Here is a 22,757-nt window from a genome sequence, read left to right on the forward strand (position 1 = left end):
AAATTTATGGTTTTAATTAAAAAAATCAAAGATAAAAAAGTCAATTTTGAATTCAATAAAGAGTACATAAAAGTAGTCACTGATAAAATTTCAAATAATGATGCGACTTTTATCACAAATTCTTTTAAAGAAATGCATCCTGCTGATGCAGCAGATATCATAGAACACTTAGGGCAAAATGATAGAGAAAATTTAATCAAACTTAATAATTTTAAAATAGATCCCGAAGTTTTTGTTGAGTTAAATGAGTCAGTTCAAACTGAAATTATAAAATATCTTTCCTCTGATGCGATAGTTAGAATATTGAAAAACCTAGAATCTGATGATGCTATAGCTATTCTTGAAAATGTAGATGAAAAAAATAAAAATTCTATTTTAAGTTTACTACCACCTAAAGATCGTTTTGCTTTATTGGAGGGCCTTAGTTATCCTGAGGATAGTGCAGCCAGAATAATGCAGAGGGAATTTACTGCAATACCAAGCAACTGGTCTGTTGGTCAAACTATTGATTATTTAAGAGAAAATAAAGATTTACCGGAGCAATTTTTAGAAATTTACATTGTAGATGAAAATTTTAAACCTATTGGTGCTGTACCATCATCTAAAGTTCTAAGAACAGCTAGGGAAACTAAGATGTCATCAATTATGGATGACTCTATTTTTTTAGTTCCTGTAGATATGGATAGAGAGGAAGTTGGTAACTCATTTGAAAATTATAACTTAAATTCAGCATGTGTTATTGATAAAAATAATAAATTAGTTGGAATGATCACTTCAGATGACGTTCTAACAGTTTTAAAAGAAGAGGCAGAGGAAGATGCATTAAGGTTAGCAGGTGTTGGTGATGAGGAAATTACAGATGGAGTAATAACAAAAACAAAAAGAAGATTTAATTGGTTGCTATTAAATCTTTTCACTGCATTTTTAGCTACATATTGTATTAGTTTATTTGGAGCAACTATCGAACAAATGGTTGTTCTAGCTTTCTTGATGCCAATAGTTGCATCAATGGGTGGAAATGCTGGAATGCAAACATTAGCTGTAACAGTTAGAACTCTTGCCACTAATGATTTAACAAAAAATAATTTTAATCAGAATATTTTTAAAGAATTTAATATTGGTATTTTAAATGGAATTATTTTTGCAATTATAAGTTCTGTTATCGTTCAGTTATGGTTTCAGGATATTATACTCTCTTTAATAATTTCAATTTCAATGATTTTGACAATGATCGTTGCAGGTTTGTTTGGGATATTGGTGCCTGTCACACTAAAAAAAATGAATATAGATCCAGCTATAGCATCAAGTGTTTTTGTAACAACTATAACAGATGTTATCGGGTTCGTATCATTTTTAGGTGTTGGAGCTTACTTTTTATAAAAATTAAAAGTTATCTATTAGTCTTACCTTATTAATAAAATAAGCAACAAAAATTTTAGCATTTTTAATTTTATTTGTTAATCTAAGATTTTTTGTATTTCTCAATTCAAGATAATCTATCTTAATATCATATTTTTTTTTAAGTTCGTTTTTTTTCATAAAAATTAAATCTTTTAAATTTTGCTTATTTAATAATCTTTTTTTAAAAACAATAAGATTCTTTGCTATCTCACCTGCTTTTTTTAAATCATCTTTTTTTAAAAGAGTATTCCTAGACGATAAAGCTAGTTTATTTTTATCCCTTATTGTTTCACAAAAAATAATTTTACATTTGAAATTTTTTTCAATATATCTCTTTACTAATAATAACTGTTGAAAATCTTTTTCACCCATAAATATTTTTGATGGATTTATTATCTTTGTTAAACGTGTCATTACCTCGATTACTCCTTCAAAATGACCCTTTCTAAACTTTGCACAAAGTATTTTATCTTTTTTGTTTAGTTTAATTTTTATTTTGCTTTTATCTTTGTAGATATCTTTGATTTTAGGTAAATAAACAAAATCCACTTTTAGTTTTTTTAATATTCTTAGATCTTTTTTTATGTTTCTAGGATATTTCTTGTAGTCTTTTTTATTATTAAATTGTTTAGGATTTATGAATATACTAACAATGGTTTTATTGGATAGTTTTAGAGATTTTTTGATTAATGAGATATGACCATCATGAAGACTACCCATAGTAGGCACAAATCCAATATTTGAATTGCCAAATAATGCCCCATTTAAATCAAAATTGTTTAATAAAGTTTTCATTTGTATAAAACATTTTAATAAGTAAAACATTTAAATGATTAAACAAGCAATTATTCCATTAGCTGGTTTAGGTACAAGGTTATTACCTTTAACCAGTATATTTGCTAAAGAACTTCTCCCTATTAATGGAAAACCAGGAATTGAGTATATTTTAGATGAATGCGCAGAGGCTGGTATTAAAAAAATAGTTTTTATAATTTCAAAAAAAAAACAAATGATAAAAGATTATTTTTACAAGGATATATTTTATAAAAAAATAATAAAAAAGAAAAAAGATCCTAGAGTTATTAAAGAATATAAAAAAATTTTGAAATATAGAAAAATGATTAAATTTGTTTATCAAAATAAACCTCTTGGAACAGGCGATGCAGTGTTAAAAACAAAAAAATTTATTACAGATGATTTTTTTCTGATGTTATTACCAGATGATCTAATAATTAAGAAAAATTGTTCGAAGTCAATGATTAATATACATAATCGCTACAAATCATCGGTAATGGCAAGTATTAATGTCCCAAAAAAAACTGTCTCAAGATGGGGAATTTATAAATTAGGAAAAAAAATAAATAAAAATAATTATCTTATAAATGATGTTATCGAAAAACCTTCAATCTCAACAGCACCATCAAATAAAGCTGTAATAGGAAGATATATTCTTCCAAAAAAAATTTTTTCTAAATTATTAAACCAAAAACCAGGTAAAGGTGGCGAAATTCATATCACTGATGCAATACAATCATTGATACAAAACAATGAAAAATTTATTGCTCATAATTTTATAGGGAAATATTTGGATTGTGGAAGTATGGATGGCTATATTAAATCAACATTAGAAATAGCAAAATCATGAAACTTTGTATGATAGGAACAGGTTATGTAGGTTTGGTTAGCGGTGTATGCTTTGCTGATCTAGGCAATAATGTGATTTGTGTTGATAAAGACTTAAAAAAAATAGATTTACTTTCCAAGGGAAAAATTCCTATTTATGAACCTGGACTTACAGAATTAGTGAGTAAAAATTATAAAAATAAAAGATTAAAATTTTCATCAGATTTAAAAAAATCAATTAAAGATTCTGATATAATTTTTATTTGTGTTGGAACACCAACAAAAAAGGGAGGTAGTAGTGCAGATCTAAGTCAAATTTATCGAGTAGCAAAACAAATAAGTTCATCAATCAATAAATTTAAGATAATAGTTACTAAGTCGACGGTACCTGTAACAACAGGTGATGAAATTGAAAAGATTATATCAAAAAAAAAGAGTAATAAGAATAAATTTTCAGTTGTATCAAATCCAGAATTTTTAAGAGAGGGTGAAGCCATTAGAGATTTTATTTTTCCTGATAGAATAATTGTTGGATCTAATGACAAAAAATCTAACCGTTTATTGAATAATTTATATGCACCTCTAATTTCCAAAGGAGCTCAATATATTCATACATCAAGAAGAGCTGCAGAATTAATAAAATATTCTTCCAATGCCTTTTTGGCTACTAAAATTACATTCATTAATGAAATCGCTAACTTATGTGAAAAAACAGGAATAAATGTCGAGGATATCTCAATTGGGATGGGTTTAGATAAAAGGATAGGGAGTCGTTTTTTAAGAGCTGGGCCCGGTTATGGTGGATCATGTTTTCCAAAAGATACCAAAGCCATAATTTCTACTGCTGATAAGTTTAAAATAAATCTTTCTGTTATAAAATCAGTTATAAAATCAAATGAAAATAGATCTAATTTTTTACTTAATAAAGTCTATAAAATTTTGAATAACAAAATTAAAAATAAAAAGATAACTTTCTTAGGTGTCACATTTAAGGCTAATACAGACGATATGAGAGACTCCTCTAGTTTAAAAATGATACCTGAATTATCAAAGAAAGGTGCTAAAATAAATTATTTTGATCCAACAGGTCTTAAAAAAGAGTTCTCAAAGTTAAAAAATGTTTTTTATGTAGATAATATTAAAGAGTCTGTTTTGGGGTCAGATCTTGTGATTATTCATACTGAGTGGAATGATTTTAAATCAATCAATTTTAAAAATTTAGTAAAAGGTAAAAAATTTATTATTTATGATATGAGAAATATATACTCTCCTATGAAAATTAAAAATCAAGGTTTTAAATATTATAGTATTGGAAGATAAATTTTAATTTAGCTCAAATATAGCATCAACCTCAACAGCAACACCCAATGGAAGACTGTTAACACTAACAGCTGCTCTTGAATGCATACCTGAATCACCAAAAACAGATGCAATTAGGTCAGATGCACCATTTATTACTTTAGGTTGATCATTAAAATTATCAATGGAATTAACAAAACCAGTAAGTTTTATGCAAGATTTAATTTTTGTAAGATCATTATCACAAGCTTTCATTATTTGAGAAATTATGCTTAATGCGCATCTTTTGGCAGCATTATATCCAGATTCTACATCTAAATCTTTTCCAACTTTTCCTTTAATTAATTCACCTTTTTCGTCAATTGAAATTTGACCAGATACAAAAAGCATTTTTCCTGAAATTTTAGTTGCAACATAATTTCCTACTGGTGCCTTAGCTTCAGGTAACTTTAGACCTAATTTATTTAAATTTTCTTGATAATTCATTTTTTATAAATTTTTATATTATATTATTTAATTTTTATCTTTTGACCATTCTTTCTTTTGAAAACTTTTTGTATCATCTACAAAATTTTTAGTTTTAGATATTGCTTTTTTTTTAACGGAATTAGCTTTACATTTCATATAATTTACTGAAAGTTTTTTAAATTCATTACAATCAGTTTCGTTAGAAAAAGATTGAGTATAAAAACTTAAAGAAAATAAAATCACTATAAAAATTACATTTTTCATTTTTTCTTTTTTTTCTTTTTTGTTTTATCGTATTCTTTTCTTTTCTCAATCAATATTAATGCTTCTTCCATTGTGAGTTCTGTTGGTTCCTTTTCTTCAGGAATCGTCGCATTTAGAGATTTATACTTGATATATGGTCCGTATTGTCCCTTCATAATCCTAACTGGTTTTTTATCCTCAGGGTGTTCACCTAAATCTTTGATCATTGAAGAGGACATTCTACCTGGTTTAGCCTCAGCAATTAATGTTATCGCTCTATTTAAACCGATAGAGAAAATTTCTTCAATATTTTCTATTCGAGCCGATTTATTTTCACACTTTAAGTAAGGACCAAATCTTCCAGTATTTAAAGTAATTTCTTTTTGATTATCAGGATTTATTCCTAAAGATTTTGGTAATGAACATAAAAATTGTGCTTTTTCTAGATCAATACTTTCTAACGCCAAACCTTTTGGGATAGATATATTTTTTAAAAGTTCATTTACATCTGATTTAAGTTTTTTTATTTTCCTTTTTTTCTTTGGTGTTTTTTCAATTTCTATATCCTCAGGGATTTTTTCATATTGAAGATAAGGACCGAATCTTCCGTTTTTAAGATAAATATCATTGCCGTTTTCGTGTTTTCCAATAAATTTTGGTTCAGCTAACTGAGCTTGGGCTGCTGCTTTAGCTTTAGATAAAGGTCTTGTAAATTTACATTCAGGGTAATTTGAACAACCAATAAATGCACCGCCTCTAAAGCTATTTTTTAAGCTAAGTGTCCCTGAATTACATAGTTGACACTTTCTTACAATATTTCCTTTATCATCTTTATCGAAAACCAAATCTCCTAAACTATCATTTAAAAGATCTAAGACCTCTCTTGTTCTTTTTTCCTTTACTTCAGCCACATTATTATTGAAGTCTTTCCAGAACAGTTCCAAAACTTTTATCCAACTTTCTTTACCAGTTGTAATCTCGTCTAATTGATCCTCTAAACCAGCTGTAAAGTTATAATCCACATATTTTGAAAACAGTTTTTCCAGAAAAGCTGAAATAAGTTTTCCTCTATCTGTAGGAAAAAATCTTTTATTCAATATCTCTGCGTAACCTCTATTTGCTATTGTAGAAATTATACTTGCGTAAGTAGATGGCCTACCTATTCCTAATTCTTCTAGTTTTTTTACTAAGCTAGCCTCAGAATATCTTGGAGGGGGTTGTGTAAAATGCTGTTCATCTATTAAAGACTCAATATTTACAAGTCCTTTAGACACAGATGGTAGAATGTTTTCATCATCATCCTTACCTTGATTATTATATATCTTTAAAAATCCATCAAATTTGAGAACTGATCCACTTGCTTTGCATACTGTATCATTATTATTTGATGTAATCGTTATAGTATTTCTATCAAATTTAGCAGATTGCATTTGAGAAGATAAAGCTCTACTCCATATTAAATCATAAAGTTTATTTTGATCTGTGCTTAGATACTTTTTTACACTTTGGGGAGTTCTGATAACATCTGTGGGTCTTATTGCTTCATGTGCCTCTTGTGCATTTTTTGCCTTTTTACCAGAATAATTTAAGGCACTTTCAGGTAAATATTCATTACCGATTTCTTTTTTTATATAATCTCTAAAAGCCACAATAGCATCTTTTGACAAATTAGTGCCATCTGTTCTCATATATGTTATCAAACCTATTGTTTCTCCTTCAATTTCGACTCCTTGGTAAAGCTTTTGAGCAATTTGCATAGTTCTTGATGCACCAAACCCTAATCGACTTGAAGCTGTTTGTTGAAGAGTTGATGTAGTAAATGGTCCTGATGGATTACGATTTACCACTTTACTTGATATATCAGTAATACTAAATTTTTTTTGATTGATACTTGATATAGCTTTATTTATCTCATCTTTATTTCTAAAAGAGAATTTTTCAATTTTGTTGTTATCTAATTGAGAAATACTTGCAAGGATATTTTGATTTTTTTCATCTTTAAATTTTACACTTAAAGTCCAAAATTCTTCTGGTTTAAAGGACTCAATTTCATGTTCTCTTTCAGTTATCAATTTTAAAGCTACTGATTGAACTCTTCCTGCCGATTTTGAGCCTGGAAGTTTTGTCCATAATATTGGTGAAATATTAAAGCCAACCAAGTAATCTAAGGCTCTTCGAGCCATATAAGCATCAACTAAAAGCGGTTCAATTTGTCTTGGATTTTCAATTCCATGAATTACTGCTTTTTTTGTAATTTCGTTAAAAACAACTCTTTCTATTTCTTTATCTTTAAGAAGTTTTTTTTCATTTAAATACTCTTTCACATGCCAAGCTATTGCTTCTCCTTCACGATCAGGATCGGTAGCTAATATAATTTTTGAGGAGTCTTTGGCTGCGTCAGTAATTTCTTTAAGATATTTTTTTGAAAAGCTATCGATCTCCCATTCCATCTTAAAATCTTGATCTGGATCAACAGAACCATTCTTAGAAGGTAAATCTCTAATATGCCCATAACTAGCTAATACTTTATAATTATCACCTAAATATTTATTGATAGTTTTGGCTTTAGCTGGACTTTCTACAATGACCAAGTTCATAAATGACAAACTACCTAAAAGAGTTAGATAGTCAAATTAATAAATTTTTGTCTTAGTTTCTTCTTTATTTTTCAATCTTTTAATATTTTCTCGATGGGTAAAAAATATTAACACAAACATGATTATAAAAAAAAATATATCTTTAAATTGACCCGTGACCAGTAAATAAACAGGAACTGATACAGAAGCAATTAATGAAGATAAAGATGAAAATTTTGTTATAGCAAAAATTACAAACCAAGATAAAGCAAAGACGATTCCAAAATAAATATTTATAGCAAATAGAATACCAACGTATGTTGCAACACCTTTCCCCCCTTTAAATTTGAGCCATACAGGAAATACATGACCTATGAATGCACATAATGATGCCAAATATAAGTAATCTGCGTAATAAATTTTAACAATTATTACAGGAATAACAGCTTTTAAAATATCAAGAGATAACGTGATGTAACCAACTGTCTTATTACCAGCTCTAAGTACATTTGTAGCTCCGATATTTCCAGATCCAATATCTCTTATATCTTTTTTTAAAAAAATTTTTGTTAGTATTAATCCAAATGGAATTGAACCCATCAAATATGAAATTATACCTATGATTAAAATATCCATGCTATAGCTTAAATAATTCTTTGCCGTTTACAAATGTATTTGTGACTTTGCCTTGAAGTTTTTTATCCTCGATAGATGTATTTTTTGATTTTGAGATAAGCTTATCTTTTTTTACAATCCATGGTTTATCTATATCTACTATGCAAAGATCTGCATCATTACCAATAGAGAGATTACCTTTATTTATTTTTAGTATTTTAGCAGGGTTTGATGTTAATGCTTTTATTATTGTCTCTAATTTGAGTGATCCGTTATGATATAATTCCAAACTTAGAGACAGCAGGGTTTCTATCCCTGACGCACCAGTTGCTGCTTGAGCAAAAGTTAATCTTTTTGACTCTTCATCTTCAGGTTTATGATCTGAAACTATTACATCAATTAAATCGTCCTTTAAACCTTGTACTAAAGCCAGTCTATCTTCTTCTCTTCTTAATGGTGGGGATAATTTTAAAAATGTTTTAAAATCTCCTATGTCGTTTTCATTTAAAGATAAGTTATTTACTGAAACACCACATGTGAATTTTACTATTTCCTTTCTTAATTTGATTACTTCGACGGACTTTTGTGATGATAATTGAGAGATATGATATCTGCATTTAACCTTTTCGAGTAATGTTAAATCTCTCTCGATCAGAATACGCTCAGCGATTTCAGGTATACCAGATAAACCTAATTTTGAAGCAATTATTCCAGAGTTAATCATGCCATTTTTTGCTAGCTCATAATCCTCAGCGTGTTGCATTATTAAACTACCCAAATCTTTAGCAGAGTTCATTATTCTAGACATTAATCTTGGGTTTTGAATTGTTTTAACGCCATCGGTGAATGCAATTATTCCTTTATTTTGTAACAAGCCAAATTCAGTCATATTTGTACCTTCAGTATTTTTTGTTAAAGAGGCACATGGAAAAATATTTATCTTTGACTTATCTCTTCCTCTTCTTTTTAGAAAATCGACTATGGAAACGTTATCAATTACTGGATCTGTATTAGGCATTGTTACAACAGAAGTAACACCACCTGAGAGTGCCGCGTTACTCAGAGTCCTAAAATTTTCTTTATACTCATAGCCTGGTTCACCAACAAAAACTCGCATATCGACTAATCCAGGGAAAATATACTTACCCTTTAAATCAATTGGTTTATCTCTACTCGGTAAATTATTAATATTTACTTTCTTTCCTATGGCTTCAATTTTTCCATCTTCACTTATGATCAGACCCCCATTCTCATTCATGGAGTTATAAGGATCAATTATATTTGCGTTTATAAAATATTGTTTTTTCATTATGTACAAAATATTTTAAGACAAGCCATCCTCACCGCGACACCTAATTCAACTTGCTCTTTAATCACACTTTTGTTGATATCATCTGCTAGCATTGTATCTATTTCTATGCCTCTATTCATTGGACCAGGATGCATAATTAAAGCATCAGATTTGGCATGTTCTAATTTATCAGGAGTTAATCCATAATATTCATAATATTCTCTATTGGAAGAAAGATATGAACTCGTCATTCGTTCATTTTGCAATCTCAACATCATAACAATATCACAATCTTTCAATCCTTTTTTCATATCTGTAAAAGTATTCACACCAAATTTTTCAATTTCTTTTGGCATGAGATTTGATGGAGCAACTATGTTCACCTCTGCTCCTAACATACTAAGTAAATAAATATTTGATCTAGCAACTCTTGAATGAAGTATATCTCCACAGATTGCTATTTTTAATCCTTGTATTTTTTTTTTACGAGTAATAATTGTTAATGCATCTAACAAAGCTTGAGTAGGGTGCTCTCTTCTTCCATCACCAGCATTAAGAACTGCACAGTTTACTTTTTGTGAAAGTAGATTACATGCTCCAGAATCCTGATGTCTAATTACGATAATATCAGGATGCATAGCATTTAGCGTCATTGCTGTATCTATCAATGTTTCACCTTTTTTAATTGCTGAGTTGCTAATATTCATTGACATAACATCAGCCCCAAGTCTTTTACCGGCTAATTCAAAAGAGCTTTGAGTTCTAGTGGAAGGTTCAAAAAATAAATTAATTTGAGTTTTACCTCTTAAAACATCAACTTTCTTATTTTTACTTTGATTTACTTTAATAAATGAATTTGCTTCATCAAGTATTAAGTTAACATCATTAATTGATAAATCTTGAATTCCTAATAGGTGTTTTTGAGAAATTTTAACAGCCTGATTTGTTTTAATTGCCATTAAAATTAACTCTATAACTATAAACCTCTATAATAGCAAGTATTAATTATTCAAAAAATCTAAAGCTCCTTGTAATATAAAAGCAGCAGCGTTTTCGTCGATCTTTTTTTCTCTTTTACTCACATTAATATCTAATTGGCTAGACAGATTAAAAGCACCAACAGTTGAGAGTCTCTCATCCCAGAGACAAATTGGAATATCCAAATTTTTTTCAATATTTTCAGCTGTATCTTTTACAGATTGAGCTGACCTACCTGAGGATCCATCCATATTTAAAGGATTTCCAACAATAATTCCTTTTATATCATTTTCATTAATGATTAATCTTAGTTCATCAACGAGATCTTTTAACGAATTTCTATTTATTGTTTTTAGTGGAGTGGCTATTAGTTGTTTGTCATCACAGATTGAAACACCAATTCTTTTAGATCCAAGGTCTAAACCTATCAATCTACACTTATCTGAGTGTTTTTTTTTAAATTCCTCTAAAGTGATCATATTGTATATTTTAAACTTAAGTGATACTTTGCCTCTTATTTAAATAACATATGAGTATAGATCTTAAAACAATAAAACATATATCTAAATTGGCAAGAATTTCAGTTGACGAGAAAAGAGCTGAAAAATTAGCTGGTGATTTAAATTCAATTTTTGATTTTATTGAAAAACTTAATGAATTAAAAACTGATAATGTAGAACCATTAACTTCTATTGCAGAAACAACATTGAAATTAAGATCTGATGAAGTAAAAAGTAAAAATATCAGAGAACAAATTATTAAAAATTCTCCACAGGATAATGAAGATTATTTTGTAGTACCCAAGGTGATTGAATAATGTCAGATATCACAAAACAATCCCTTACAGAACTGGTTGAAAATATAAAAAATAAAAAACTTTCTTCAACAGATGTGACCAAAGCATTTATTGATAGATCTGAAAAATCTGAGAAATTGAATGTTTATGTTACAAATGACTTTACATCAGCTTTGGATAAAGCGAAAAAATTTGATCAAAAACCTAATTTTAATTTAAAACTGCCTGGTATTCCAATGGCGGTTAAGGATTTATTTTGCACAAAAAATATTAAAACAACTGCTGGTAGTAAGATTTTAAATAACTTTGTACCAACTTATGAATCAACAGTAACTGAAAATATTTGGAATGAGGGCGCAATACTTCTGGGTAAGCTAAACTGTGATGAGTTTGCAATGGGTTCTTCTAATGAAACAAGTTATTTTGGTAACGTTCAAAGCCCTATTGATAAAAATTTAGTTCCGGGTGGATCATCTGGTGGTTCAGCTTCAGCTGTAGCTGGACAATTGACTCCTGTTACAATCGGTACTGATACTGGTGGATCAATTAGACAGCCAGCTTCTTTCACTGGTATTGTTGGATTGAAACCTACATACGGAAGTTGTTCAAGATATGGAATAGTTGCTTTTGCTTCATCATTGGATCAAGCAGGACCAATGGCACAAAATGTCAAGGATTGTGCTTTATTACATGAAGTGATTAGTTCTTATGATCCTAAAGACTCTACCTCAATAAATTTTAAAAGAAATCATTACAGTAAAGAACTTACAAATAACATAAAAGGAAAAAAAATTGGAATACCAAAAGAATATAGAGTCGACGGTATGCCAAAGGAAATTGAAGATCTTTGGCAAAAAGGTATTCAATATATTAAAGATTGTGGCGCTGAAACCATTGATATTTCTTTGCCTAATACAAGTTATGCCTTACCAACATATTATATAGTTGCTCCAGCAGAGGCATCATCAAACCTAGCAAGATACGATGGTGTCAAGTATGGATTTAGAGCAAAAGGTGAAAATTTAATTGATATGTACGAAAAAACTAGATCAGAAGGTTTTGGAGCTGAAGTTCAAAGAAGAATAATGATTGGAACTTATGTTTTATCTTCTGGGTACTACGATGCATATTATCTTAAAGCTCAAAAAGTAAGGAAACTCATCAAAAATGATTTTGATGAGGCTTATAAAAAAGTCGATGCAATTTTAACCCCATCGACACCTAGCTCAGCATTTAAAATAGGTGAAAAAACAAATGATCCAGTTTCAATGTATCTTAATGACATATTTACAGTTCCTGTTAACTTAGCTGGACTTCCAGGTATCTCAATACCTGCTGGACATGACTCAAAAGGTTATCCTTTAGGTTTACAAATTATTGGCAAAGCTTTTGATGAACAAAATATATTAAATATAGCTTATGCTATGGAAGAAAAGATCAACTTTAAAAACAAAATTACTGATTGGTGGATAAAATGAGTAAAAAAGATTCAGAATATTTGATCAATCGAAAAGATAATCAGTATGAGGTAGTAATTGGTTTAGAAGTTCATGCTCAAGTTTTATCTGAGTCTAAATTATTTTCTACCTCAGCAACTAAATTTGGAGCAGAACCTAATACTCAGGTTAGTTTAGTTGATGCTGCATTTCCAGGAATGTTACCAGTAATAAACGAATTTTGTGTCAAACAAGCAATTAAAACTGGTATTGGTCTTAACGCAAAAATTAATAAGCGTTCGGTATTTGATAGAAAAAATTATTTTTATGCTGATTTACCTCAAGGATATCAAATATCACAATTTAAAGATCCAATAGTAGGCGAGGGTAAAGTTATTTTGGATATGCCTAATGGCCAAAAAGAAGTTGGTATAGAAAGATTACATCTAGAACAAGATGCTGGAAAAAGTATACATGATCTTGACCCACAGAATACCTTTGTTGATTTAAATAGATCAGGGGTAGCTTTAATGGAAATAGTGAGCAAGCCTGATCTAAGATCCCCAGATGAGGTTAATGCTTATATTAAAAAATTAAGATCTATAATGAGATACTTAGGAACTTGTGACGGAAATATGCAAGAGGGCTCTTTAAGAGCTGATGTTAATGTTTCTGTAAGACCAAAAGGCTCAAAAGAATTTGGCACTCGATGTGAAATTAAAAATGTTAATTCAATTAAGTTTATGCAAATGGCAATAGAATATGAGGCTAATAGGCAAGTTGATTTGATAGAAGAGGGCAAAACTATTGATCAAGAAACTAGACTTTTTGATACGAAGAAAAATGAGACAAGATCAATGAGATCAAAGGAAGATGCTCATGATTACAGATATTTTCCTGATCCTGATTTGTTACCTTTAGAGGTTTCAGAAAAATTTATTGAAGAACTTAGAAATGATATTCCAGAACTTCCAGATGATAAAAAGAAAAGATTTATTGAGGAGTTTAAATTGTCACCTTATGAAGCAAATATTTTAGTGTCTGATATTGATACTGCGAAATACTTTGAAGAGGTTGTAGCTAAAATGGGTAAAAACAAAGATATTAAGTTAGCAGTCAATTGGATTACAGGAGAATTATTTGCTGTTTTAAACAGCAAAGGTTTAGAAATTTCTCAAAGTCCAGTGAGTGCAAAGAACTTTGCCATATTGATAAATCTAATTAAGAATGGAACCATTTCAGGAAAAATAGCAAAAACTGTTTTTGAATTAATGATTGATGGAGATAAAGATCCACAAACAATCGTTGAGGAAAAAGGATTAAAACAACAAAGTGATCCAAAAGCTTTAGAGGCATTAATTGATAAGATAATTAATGATAATAGAGAAAAAGCTATTGAATATAAACAAGGTAAAGAAAAATTATTTGGTTTTTTTGTTGGTCAAGCAATGAAGGCATCAGGTGGAAAAGCTAACCCTCAATTAATCAATGAGATCCTAAAGAAAAAATTATAAGGTTATGGGTTCAGACCTTAATATCACAAAACATTTACAAGATTATATTCTAAAGAATGGTTTGAAATTACATCCAATTCAAAAAGAAATAATAGATTACAACTTATCGCTTGGTGATTCAAAAAGAATGCAAATCTCTATTTCTCAATGTCAATTTCTACATTTGATTATTAAGGTTTCTAAAATTAAAAAAGTCTTAGAGATAGGAACTTTTACAGGTTTAAGTACTTTGTCCATGTCCCTAGCTTTACCAGATGATGGTAGCATAGTTGCCTTAGACAAAAATGGAGAGACAAATAAAATTGCTAAAAATTTTTTTAGAAAAGCTAATCAAGATCATAAGATAAAAACAATAATTAAACCAGCATTAGAAAGCTTGATGAGTATTAGAAATGAAAAATTTGATTTAGTTTTTATTGATGCAGATAAAATGAATTACCAAAAATATTATGAAATTTCCCTAGATCTATTGAATAAAGAGGGTTTAGTAATTATTGATAATGTTTTATGGCATGGAGAAGTTGTTAACAAAGATATAAATGATAAATTTACGAAAAGTATAAGAGATTTAAATAATTTTATATCTAAGGATAAAAGAATTGAAAAAGTCATGGTTCCTTTTGGAGATGGAATGACTGTTTGTAGGAAGATTTAATGTTCACTGTATTTGGTTTTTATAAATTTCAAAAAATGAATGATTTAAAAAAAAATCAAAAATTATTAAACAATCTCTTTGTTAATAAAGGTATTAATGGATCAATCATTATATCTAAAGAGGGGTTAAATGGATCTTTATCAGGAAAAAATGAGGATATTAAGGTTACAATAATTAGATTAAAAAAAATTTTGAATATTAAAAAATTTGATAGTTTCAATAATTCTATAAGTAAATTTAAACCTTTTCATAAACCTAAAGTGAAAATTAAAAAAGAAGTTGTTCCAATGGATCTTATAATGTCGAATAGAATCAAAAAAAAGAATACTCATATTGATCCAACAAAATGGAATAAATTAATTAAAAAAAAAGAAACTCTTTTATTAGATGTAAGAAAACCTTTTGAATATAAAGTTGGATCTTTTAAAAAATCAGTAAATCCAAAAATAGATAACTTCAGAGATTTCCCAAAATATTTAAAAAAATTAAAAAAAGATCAGCCAATAGCAATGTTTTGCACTGGTGGAATCAGATGTGAAAAAGCCTCTGTATATCTTGAAAAAAAAGGTTTTAAAAATATTTATCAATTAAAGGGCGGAATTCTAAATTACCTGAAGAAAATCAAACAAAAAAACAGTTTATGGAAAGGTGAATGTTTTGTATTTGACAACAGAGTTAGTTTAAAACATGGACTTGCACAGGGTACTTATTCAATTTGTGGTGGATGTAGAGAACCAATCTCTGTCAAAGATAAAAAATCAAGAAAATATGAAGAGGGTGTAACTTGTTCTAATTGTTTTGATAAACTCTCAAAAAACCAAAAATCTCGTTTTAGAATGAGACAAAGTCAGATATACAAGGCAAAGCTATCAGGAAAAAAGCATAATTTTCAAAAAGAATTTAACTAAGGATATATTTGTCACAATCTTTCAAATTAACTAAAGATCCAATATGGTTTTTATTAAGAAAAGTTACTATTCCAGCAAGTGTTGGCTCATTATTTCAAACTTTTTACAATTTAGTAGACACATGGTTCGCAGGAAGAATATCTGCTGAAGCGATAGCAGCGATCGCAAAATCTTTTCCAATTTATTTTACTATTATTGCTATAGGAGTAGGACTAACTGCTGGAACAAATACTTTGATAGGTAATAATTTAGGTGCTAACAATAAGAAGAAGGCATCACTATTTGTTGCTCAATCAATTATTTTTGCAATCTTTTTATCTATACTAGTTACTTTTTTTGGTTTGAATGTTTCAGATTTTTTACTTTCTCTTATGGGATCAGACCAAGAGGCAATTATATTAACTAGAAGATATCTAGATGTAATTTTTTATGGAACTATAATTGTTTTGATACAAATTTCCTTAAATGGAACACTAAATGCGCAAGGGGATACAAAAAGTTACAGAAATGTTTTAATTTTTAGTTTCTTTTTAAATATTATTCTAAATCCATTATTTATTTTTGGTTATGGTTTTATTCCAGCATTTGGTATCGCTGGACTTGCAATAGCCACAGTAGTTGCACAGTTTATTGGTCTTTTATATTTAGCATATAAAGTTTATTGTTGTGAATTAAAACAATATCTTAAGCCTGAGTGTTTTATTCCAAAATTTGATCTTCTAGGGGAACTTTTGTATCAAACAATTCCTGTAATGTTTAGCATGTTGTTGATTGGTGTAGGTTTGTTTAATATCCTTTACTTTATTGGTCAATTTGGAGACTTGGCAACTGCTGGTTATGGTGCTGCTTTAAGAATTGAACAAGTTTTTTTACTTCCTGTAATTGGATTAAATACGGCAGTATTATCTATAGGGGGGCAAAATTTTGGTGCAAAAAATTACGATAGATTAAGAGAATTATATAGAAAAGCTCTTTTGTTTGGATCTTCGTTTATGATCTGTGCAGGTATAATAATTTTTTTTGGTGCAGAGTTTTTAGTTTCATTATTTACAGACAACTCTGAGGCTATTAAGCATGGCGCAATATATCTAAAAGTTGCCGCATTAATTGGTCCAATTTATCCAGTCTTTTTCATAACCACTGCCGTATTCCAAGCAGTCAAAAAACCATTGTATAGTCTTTATTTAAGTATTCTAAGATTAACAGCCCTTCCATTTTTAAGTTTATGGTATGTAATTAATATTAAAGGAGGTGATTACGAGGATATTTTTTATACAATTTTAGTAACAAATTGGTTTATGGGAATTGCAGTTCTAATATTTATTGGGTATTTTTTGAATAATGTTTTCAAACAAAATAAAAGTCTTTTTACTTACTAGTATTTGTCTAATATTTTTCTTTGTCACATACCTTGATGTAAAATCTAGTGAAATAAAGGTTGTAGATGGAGATACTATTCATTTAAACAATGAAAAAATTCGTTTTAGTGGCATTGATACTCCTGAAATTAAACAAATTTGTAATAAGAATAATGAAATTATCGAATGTGGGATCCAAGCAAAACAATTACTTATTAAGAAGATAGGTAAAAACAAAGTAAAATGTGTTAAGGAGGGTGTAGACAGATATAAGAGAATTTTAGCTGAATGTTTTGTAAATAATCAAAGTCTATCTAAGTATCTTGTTCGAGAGGGTTATGCTTTTGCTTACAGGAAATATTCAACAAAATATATACTAGATGAAGATTATGCTAAAAAAAATAAAAAAGGTATGTGGGCAATGACTTTTGAATATCCTTGGGACTATAGAAGAAATAATTAATCTTTTTGTAATTTTTTTTCTAATTTTCTAACAAGATAAGAAACAATTAATATTAAGACTAAATATTCTAGTATTAGAAATGTATATATTTCTAGTGGCCGATAAGTCGTCACAACTAATTCGTTTGCTTTTCTAGTTAAATCTCCAATACCAATTATCGATACAAGAGAGGACATTTTAAGCACATATACAAATTGATTACCAATAGCTGGTAAAATATTTTTTATTGCCTGAGGTAGAATTACTAATCTTAATTTTCTAAAAAAACTTAATCCTAAAGAGCTTCCAGCCTCCCATTGTGATTTTTTTATTGAATTAATTCCTGCTCTAAATATTTCTGCTTGGAAAGCACTTTCGCTTATTGACAGTGCTATGATACCAGAAACAAATGGGCTAAAACTTATACCTGTCATGATTGGAAGACCATAATAAATCCATAAAATTAAAACTAGTAAAGGAATTGCTCTTACAATCTCAACATAACCAATATTAAGGTAGGTTAAGAATTTACTTTTAGCCAGTGATGGAATAGCGACTAAAAGGCCGAGAATAATAGAAATAATGATTGAGACTATACTAATATAAATAGTAGTTGTTAAACCACTTAATAAAAACTTTAGATTAGTTAACCCCTCAATGTTGTTTGGTGATAAGATTAACCAGTTTAATTCACTTTTACCACATGATGTTAATGGGAAAATTAGAATTAATAAAAGTAGATTTTTCACTCCTTAACTTATAAAGAATAAAAAATTAATTACTAATTTTTTATAAGCTCTTTAAATTATATTTAGCTAATAACTTGGTGAAGAAGCCTGAAGATTTTTTGTCTTTAATCCATTTATTGACATAATCATTCCACTTAGTATCACCTTTTGGTACCATCATTGCTAAAAATGCTGGATTTTTTCCACCATCTGGAACGATTGCTAACTGAGGATATTTAATGACCAATTTATTTGCCTCTGTTGAACTTGTAATATTACCATCAGCTCTACCTGCCAAGACTTCTTGGAAATCTCTTGCTGGTGCTTCAATTGAATTTAATTTTGATTTTGGGAAAAATTCTTTTGCTTTTTCCTCTTGAGAAGTACCAAGAGTAGTTGCAATTGTTACATTTGAATTATTAAGCGAGTCCCAAGTTGGAAATTTTTTTAAGTTCTTTTTGAGAACAAGTGGCACAGTAGCATATTTGTAATAAGTATCGGTAAAACCAGCTACTTCAGCTCTCTTTGGCGTTTTTGTTACACTTGTTGAGATATCATATCTTGCAGATGTTATTCCTGAAACAATAGTTTTCCATTCTGCAGGTACAAACTCGATTTTAACACCCATATCTTTAGCTAATTGATTCATCACATCGATATCAAAGCCTTTATATTTGTTTGTTGCAGGATCTTTAACTGTCATAGGATCCCAGTCTCCAGTAGTACCAACTTTAAGTACTCCAGAAGATAAAATTTTATCTAAATTAGATTCTGCGTTAAGAGATAAGGGTAAAAGAGCAAATAGTGCTATTAGAAATAGTTTTTTCATATTTTTTTTTAACTTATTTGAGATCTAAATGTGACTATAATCTTGACGCACTATCATTCATCCATGCGAATAAATGCTCAGAAAATGAGCGTCTTACAAACAAATTCACCTCGTTTTTATTTTGATTATGAATGATCACATCTATTTTTGCGAGAATTGTTTGGGTCACAGAGCCAATTTTAACCTTAAAATCATTAAAATTAAAAGGAGAGCCTGTTTGAAACAAATCATAAATTTTATCCCCTTTGAGATTAATCCTAACAAATTGATCCGTTACATCTACCACAGCTCCTAAATTTAATTTAGAAATGTTTTTATTTAAAAGTGTTTCAGTTTCATAAGAGTTTGTATTTTCTTTAAAAACGGCATTTGAAAAAATCATCCATTCATCAGGACTCAACCAAAGAGCAGTCAATTTTTCACTTTGAGTTGAAGTATTTGCTTTTGTAGGCAAAACCATATTTAAAGATTTACCAATAGCTGATAAAAATTCTCTTTTTTTACCTCTTACTATCAATTTCATAACAGGTTTAACTTCGTTCATTTGTAGACCCTGATATGATTTTTCCTCTTTAATTGTATGATTATAATTTAACATTTAATCTTTTACCTTCTTTATCTAAAAAAACTGGATCAGCTACAGTTACATTAATATTCTTATTTTCCATTGGTATGATCAATTTTTGCCCCAACATGTTTTTTCCACCTTTTACAACACCTAATGCGATCGATTTTCCTAAATTTGGGCTGTAATAACTTGAGGTTACATGGCCAAGCATTTCAATAGGTGATTTTTTAATATCAGCGACTATCTGTGCACCTTCCTCCAAAACTTCCTCAGGATTATCTGTTAATAAACCAACCAATTGTTTTCTATCTTCTCTAATAGTATCAGATCTATATAATGATCTTTTTCCAATAAAATCATATTTTTTTTTGCTTACTATCCAATCCATCTGTAAATCAATTGGTGTTAGCGTTGCATCAGTGTCTTGTCCAACTATTATAAAACCTTTTTCCGCTCTCAATAAGTGCATCGTTTCAGTTCCATAAGGTGTAATATTAAAATCTTTACCAGCTTCCATACATTTTTCCCAAACAGATTTACCAAAGTTTGCTTGGATATTAATTTCATAACTATGTTCTCCAGTAAAACTGATCCTCATCACTCTACATTTAATATTATCTATTTTTGCATTTTTGAATGACATATGTGGAAACTTTTCATCAGAAAGATCTAAATCAGGAATAACTTTTGAAACGATTTTTTTACTATTAGGACCACACACACTTATTGTAGCATAATGATCAGTTACAGATGATAAATAGACATCTAATTCAGGCCATTCTGTCTGAAGATAGTCTTCAAGTTTTCCTAATACATTAGCCGCACCGCCAGTAGTGGTGGTCATAATATAATGATTTTCACCCAATCTAGTTGTAACGCCATCATCATAAACCATTCCATCTTCATTTAACATTAAACCATAACGACATTTACCCACTGCTAGTTTTGACCAAGCATTAGTATAAACACGATTTAAAAATTCTGAAGCATCTGTACCCTGAATATCAATTTTTCCTAATGTAGACGCATCCAGAATACCTGCTGAGTCTCTTGCAGCTTTACTTTCTCTTTGTACTGCTTGATGCATATTTTCATTATCCTTTGGATAGTACCAAGCTCTTTTCCATTGACCAACGTTTTCAAATTCAGCGTTGTTGGCAACATGCCAATCATGTATCGGAGTACGTCTGAATATATCAAAAAATTCTCCTACATTTCTTCCAACAATAGTTCCAAAAGTAAGAGGTGTATAAGGAGGTCTAAAAGTTGTAGTTCCGTGTTCACCCATTTTAGTTCCCACTGTTTCTGAGATAATTCCAAGAGCATGCATATTACCAAGTTTACCCTGATCAGTACCCATACCAGTAGTGGTGTATCTTTTTACATGTTCTATAGATCTAAACCCTTCTCTTAGAGCTAATTTAATATCTTTTGCAGTTGCATCGTTTTGATAATCAACAAAAGATTTAGTTTTCCCAATAGATTTATCAGATGGTAATAACCAAATATTTCTTTTTGATTGATTTAAACCTGAGATTGTTTCAACAGTTTTGTATTCAGAATTATCAATATCAAGAAACTTTTTAATAGAAGACAAGGTATTCTTTATTATTTCCTCTAAACCAAAGTCTCCATTACAAGATCCAATACTTATTTGATCTGAAGGATAAAAATTAGGTATAAATACTTGGTCTTCTTCTCTAAATTTTAATTTACCTCCTGATTGTGTAAACAAGTGTACTGCAGGGGTCCAACCACCAGATAAACCTAAACAATCACAATTCAACTTTGTTTTGTCACCAATTACTGTTTGACCATCTTTTGAAAGTTTCATAATGGATATTTTATTAATTCTTCTATATCCGTAGGTATCAACGACAGTATAACCTTTGTAAATTTTAATATTATTTTTCTCAACCTCGTAAGAAATTTTAGAATCAATCTGCTCTCTATTATCAATTATTGCATTAATTTTAATTCCTCTTTGAATTAAGCTCATGGCTGTTTCGTATGCGGTATCGTTATTGGTAAAAAGAATATTATTTTCACCACAAGCCACACCATATAAATCAATATATTTTTTAATTGCTGAAGATAACAGTATCCCTGGACGATCATTATTATCAAATATTAAAGGTCTTTCTATAGAGCCAGTTGCTGTGATTACTTTTTTAGCTCTAATTTTTAATAATCTTTGTCTTACTTTATTTTCTCTTTGATTAATCGGTAAATGATCAGTAAGATTTTCACGGGCTAATAAAAAGTTGTATCCATGAAATGCTGCAACGCTAGTTCTTATTTTTATTTCTAAATTTTCTAATTTAGATATTTCGTTGATTTCTTTTTCTAACCATGAACTTGTTATTTGATTATTAATCTTTGAAAATTCTGAGTTATCATAAATAGAAGATCCCCCCAAATAAGATTTTTCATCAACTAAAAGAGTTTTAAAACCATTTTTAGCCGCCATTTTAGCTGCTATTATTCCTGATATACCTGCTCCGATAACCAAAACATCACAATGAATATAATTATGTTCATATATGTCTGGGTCAGCTACATTAGGTGATTTACCTAAACCCGCAGATTTCCTGATAAAGTATTCATACTTTTCCCAGAAACTTGCAGGCCACATAAAAGTTTTATAATAAAAACCTGCAGGTAAGATAGGAGATAATAGATTATTAATTCCTCCAATATCAAAATTGACACTAGGCCAACAGTTTTGACTAGATGCAACTAAACCTTCATATATTTCAACTTCTGTAGCTCTTACATTTGGTTCAGTCCTTGAGGAATTATCATGCAATTGAATAATTGCATTTGGTTCCTCAGAACCTGATGTCATAATTCCTCTAGGTCTATGATATTTGAAACTTCGTCCAACAAGATGAATGCCATTAGCCAATAAAGCTGATGCTAGAGTATCACCTTTAAAACCAAAATATGTTTTATTGTTAAACTTAAAAGAAACCCGATAAGTTTCATCAATAAATTTGCTTGTTTTAAATCTTAAATTATTAGTCATT

22 protein-coding genes are annotated in these 22,757 nt (G+C 29.2%); 10 read left to right on the forward strand and 12 right to left on the reverse strand.

Features of this window, described 5'->3' with window-relative positions; translation table 11 throughout:
* The first annotated feature begins 6 nt into the window (after positions 1 to 6).
* The gene (mgtE, locus tag ACTT9C_RS04105; protein ID WP_440923238.1) at positions 7 to 1,380 is read left to right on the forward strand and encodes a magnesium transporter; all 1,374 of its coding nucleotides are present in this window, start codon (positions 7 to 9) and stop codon (positions 1,378 to 1,380) included.
* 3 nt (positions 1,381 to 1,383) lie between these two features.
* Here the strand turns inward: mgtE and panC are convergent, their stop codons facing one another.
* The gene (gene panC / locus ACTT9C_RS04110) at positions 1,384 to 2,226 is read right to left on the reverse strand and encodes a pantoate--beta-alanine ligase (protein ID WP_440923239.1); all 843 of its coding nucleotides are present in this window, start codon (positions 2,224 to 2,226) and stop codon (positions 1,384 to 1,386) included.
* A 4-nt stretch (positions 2,227 to 2,230) separates the two neighbouring features.
* Here panC and ACTT9C_RS04115 point away from each other — a divergent pair, with 4 nt between their 5' ends.
* Both ACTT9C_RS04115 and ACTT9C_RS04120 read left to right on the forward strand, forming a co-directional pair.
* Positions 2,231 to 3,046, forward strand: coding sequence for a sugar phosphate nucleotidyltransferase (locus tag ACTT9C_RS04115; protein ID WP_440923240.1), 816 nt, complete (start codon positions 2,231 to 2,233; stop codon positions 3,044 to 3,046).
* Positions 3,043 to 4,344 (forward strand): UDP-glucose dehydrogenase family protein, encoded by a 1,302-nt coding sequence (locus ACTT9C_RS04120; RefSeq protein ID WP_440923241.1) that lies wholly within the window; start codon positions 3,043 to 3,045, stop codon positions 4,342 to 4,344. Before ACTT9C_RS04115 ends, ACTT9C_RS04120 begins: the two co-directional genes overlap by 4 nt.
* 3 nt (positions 4,345 to 4,347) lie before the next feature.
* Here ACTT9C_RS04120 and ACTT9C_RS04125 read toward each other — a convergent pair whose 3' ends face one another.
* Genes ACTT9C_RS04125 through ruvX form a run of 7 tightly spaced genes read right to left on the reverse strand, consistent with a single transcriptional unit; the run spans position 4,348 to position 10,973 of the window.
* The gene (locus tag ACTT9C_RS04125; protein WP_440923242.1) at positions 4,348 to 4,809 is read right to left on the reverse strand and encodes a RidA family protein; all 462 of its coding nucleotides are present in this window, start codon (positions 4,807 to 4,809) and stop codon (positions 4,348 to 4,350) included.
* A 27-nt stretch (positions 4,810 to 4,836) separates the two neighbouring features.
* Positions 4,837 to 5,055 carry a hypothetical protein gene (locus ACTT9C_RS04130; RefSeq protein WP_440923243.1) on the reverse strand — a complete coding sequence of 73 codons (219 nt, stop codon included), beginning with the start codon at positions 5,053 to 5,055 and terminating at the stop codon, positions 4,837 to 4,839.
* The gene (gene topA, locus ACTT9C_RS04135; protein ID WP_440923244.1) at positions 5,052 to 7,631 is read right to left on the reverse strand and encodes a type I DNA topoisomerase; all 2,580 of its coding nucleotides are present in this window, start codon (positions 7,629 to 7,631) and stop codon (positions 5,052 to 5,054) included. Before topA ends, ACTT9C_RS04130 begins: the two co-directional genes overlap by 4 nt.
* Before the next feature lie 36 nt (positions 7,632 to 7,667).
* The gene (gene plsY, locus ACTT9C_RS04140) at positions 7,668 to 8,246 is read right to left on the reverse strand and encodes a glycerol-3-phosphate 1-O-acyltransferase PlsY (protein WP_440923245.1); all 579 of its coding nucleotides are present in this window, start codon (positions 8,244 to 8,246) and stop codon (positions 7,668 to 7,670) included.
* Position 8,247: 1 nt separating this feature from the next.
* Positions 8,248 to 9,534 (reverse strand): dihydroorotase, encoded by a 1,287-nt coding sequence (gene pyrC, locus ACTT9C_RS04145; RefSeq protein ID WP_440923246.1) that lies wholly within the window; start codon positions 9,532 to 9,534, stop codon positions 8,248 to 8,250.
* A complete protein-coding gene (locus ACTT9C_RS04150) occupies positions 9,534 to 10,475 on the reverse strand; it encodes an aspartate carbamoyltransferase catalytic subunit (RefSeq protein ID WP_440923247.1) in 942 nt (313 codons plus the stop codon). Before ACTT9C_RS04150 ends, pyrC begins: the two co-directional genes overlap by 1 nt.
* Positions 10,476 to 10,517: 42 nt before the next feature.
* Entirely contained in the window at positions 10,518 to 10,973 is a 456-nt protein-coding gene (gene ruvX, locus ACTT9C_RS04155; protein ID WP_440923248.1) for a Holliday junction resolvase RuvX, read from the reverse strand.
* A gap of 50 nt (positions 10,974 to 11,023) precedes the next feature.
* Between ruvX and gatC the strand changes: the two genes are divergently transcribed.
* The 7 genes from gatC to ACTT9C_RS04190 are packed head-to-tail and all read left to right on the forward strand — an operon-like array spanning position 11,024 to position 17,624.
* Positions 11,024 to 11,311, forward strand: a complete 288-nt coding sequence (gene gatC, locus ACTT9C_RS04160; RefSeq protein ID WP_440923249.1) for an Asp-tRNA(Asn)/Glu-tRNA(Gln) amidotransferase subunit GatC — start codon at positions 11,024 to 11,026, stop codon at positions 11,309 to 11,311.
* Positions 11,311 to 12,768, forward strand: coding sequence for an Asp-tRNA(Asn)/Glu-tRNA(Gln) amidotransferase subunit GatA (gene gatA / locus ACTT9C_RS04165; RefSeq protein ID WP_440923250.1), 1,458 nt, complete (start codon positions 11,311 to 11,313; stop codon positions 12,766 to 12,768). Before gatC ends, gatA begins: the two co-directional genes overlap by 1 nt.
* Entirely contained in the window at positions 12,765 to 14,240 is a 1,476-nt protein-coding gene (gatB, locus tag ACTT9C_RS04170; RefSeq protein WP_440923251.1) for an Asp-tRNA(Asn)/Glu-tRNA(Gln) amidotransferase subunit GatB, read from the forward strand. The genes gatA and gatB overlap by 4 nt, the downstream gene beginning before the upstream one ends.
* A 4-nt stretch (positions 14,241 to 14,244) precedes the next feature.
* Positions 14,245 to 14,895: an O-methyltransferase gene (locus tag ACTT9C_RS04175; RefSeq protein ID WP_440923252.1), complete on the forward strand. Its 651-nt coding sequence runs from the start codon at positions 14,245 to 14,247 to the stop codon at positions 14,893 to 14,895.
* Positions 14,895 to 15,803, forward strand: coding sequence for an oxygen-dependent tRNA uridine(34) hydroxylase TrhO (gene trhO, locus ACTT9C_RS04180; protein WP_440923253.1), 909 nt, complete (start codon positions 14,895 to 14,897; stop codon positions 15,801 to 15,803). Before ACTT9C_RS04175 ends, trhO begins: the two co-directional genes overlap by 1 nt.
* Before the next feature lie 8 nt (positions 15,804 to 15,811).
* On the forward strand, positions 15,812 to 17,182 hold the full coding sequence (locus ACTT9C_RS04185; protein WP_440923254.1) for an MATE family efflux transporter: 1,371 nt from the start codon (positions 15,812 to 15,814) through the stop codon (positions 17,180 to 17,182).
* Complete coding sequence (locus tag ACTT9C_RS04190) at positions 17,145 to 17,624, forward strand: thermonuclease family protein (RefSeq protein WP_440923255.1); 480 nt, start codon at positions 17,145 to 17,147, stop codon at positions 17,622 to 17,624. Before ACTT9C_RS04185 ends, ACTT9C_RS04190 begins: the two co-directional genes overlap by 38 nt.
* Here ACTT9C_RS04190 and ACTT9C_RS04195 read toward each other — a convergent pair.
* From ACTT9C_RS04195 to ACTT9C_RS04210, 4 genes are read right to left on the reverse strand one after another with little or no spacing between them, the layout of a single operon-like run.
* Complete coding sequence (locus tag ACTT9C_RS04195) at positions 17,621 to 18,352, reverse strand: amino acid ABC transporter permease (RefSeq protein ID WP_440923256.1); 732 nt, start codon at positions 18,350 to 18,352, stop codon at positions 17,621 to 17,623. The two genes, ACTT9C_RS04190 and ACTT9C_RS04195, sit on opposite strands and share 4 nt — an antisense overlap.
* A 40-nt stretch (positions 18,353 to 18,392) precedes the next feature.
* The gene (locus tag ACTT9C_RS04200) at positions 18,393 to 19,160 is read right to left on the reverse strand and encodes a transporter substrate-binding domain-containing protein (protein WP_440923257.1); all 768 of its coding nucleotides are present in this window, start codon (positions 19,158 to 19,160) and stop codon (positions 18,393 to 18,395) included.
* Between the two features lie 34 nt (positions 19,161 to 19,194).
* Positions 19,195 to 19,758 carry a sarcosine oxidase subunit gamma gene (locus ACTT9C_RS04205; protein ID WP_440923258.1) on the reverse strand — a complete coding sequence of 188 codons (564 nt, stop codon included), beginning with the start codon at positions 19,756 to 19,758 and terminating at the stop codon, positions 19,195 to 19,197.
* Positions 19,745 to 22,756, reverse strand: coding sequence for a sarcosine oxidase subunit alpha family protein (locus ACTT9C_RS04210; protein WP_440923259.1), 3,012 nt, complete (start codon positions 22,754 to 22,756; stop codon positions 19,745 to 19,747). The genes ACTT9C_RS04205 and ACTT9C_RS04210 overlap by 14 nt, the downstream gene beginning before the upstream one ends.
* Position 22,757: the final 1 nt, after the last annotated feature.

The organism is Candidatus Pelagibacter sp., assembly GCF_052049575.1.
Classification (GTDB): Bacteria; Pseudomonadota; Alphaproteobacteria; order Pelagibacterales; family Pelagibacteraceae; genus Pelagibacter.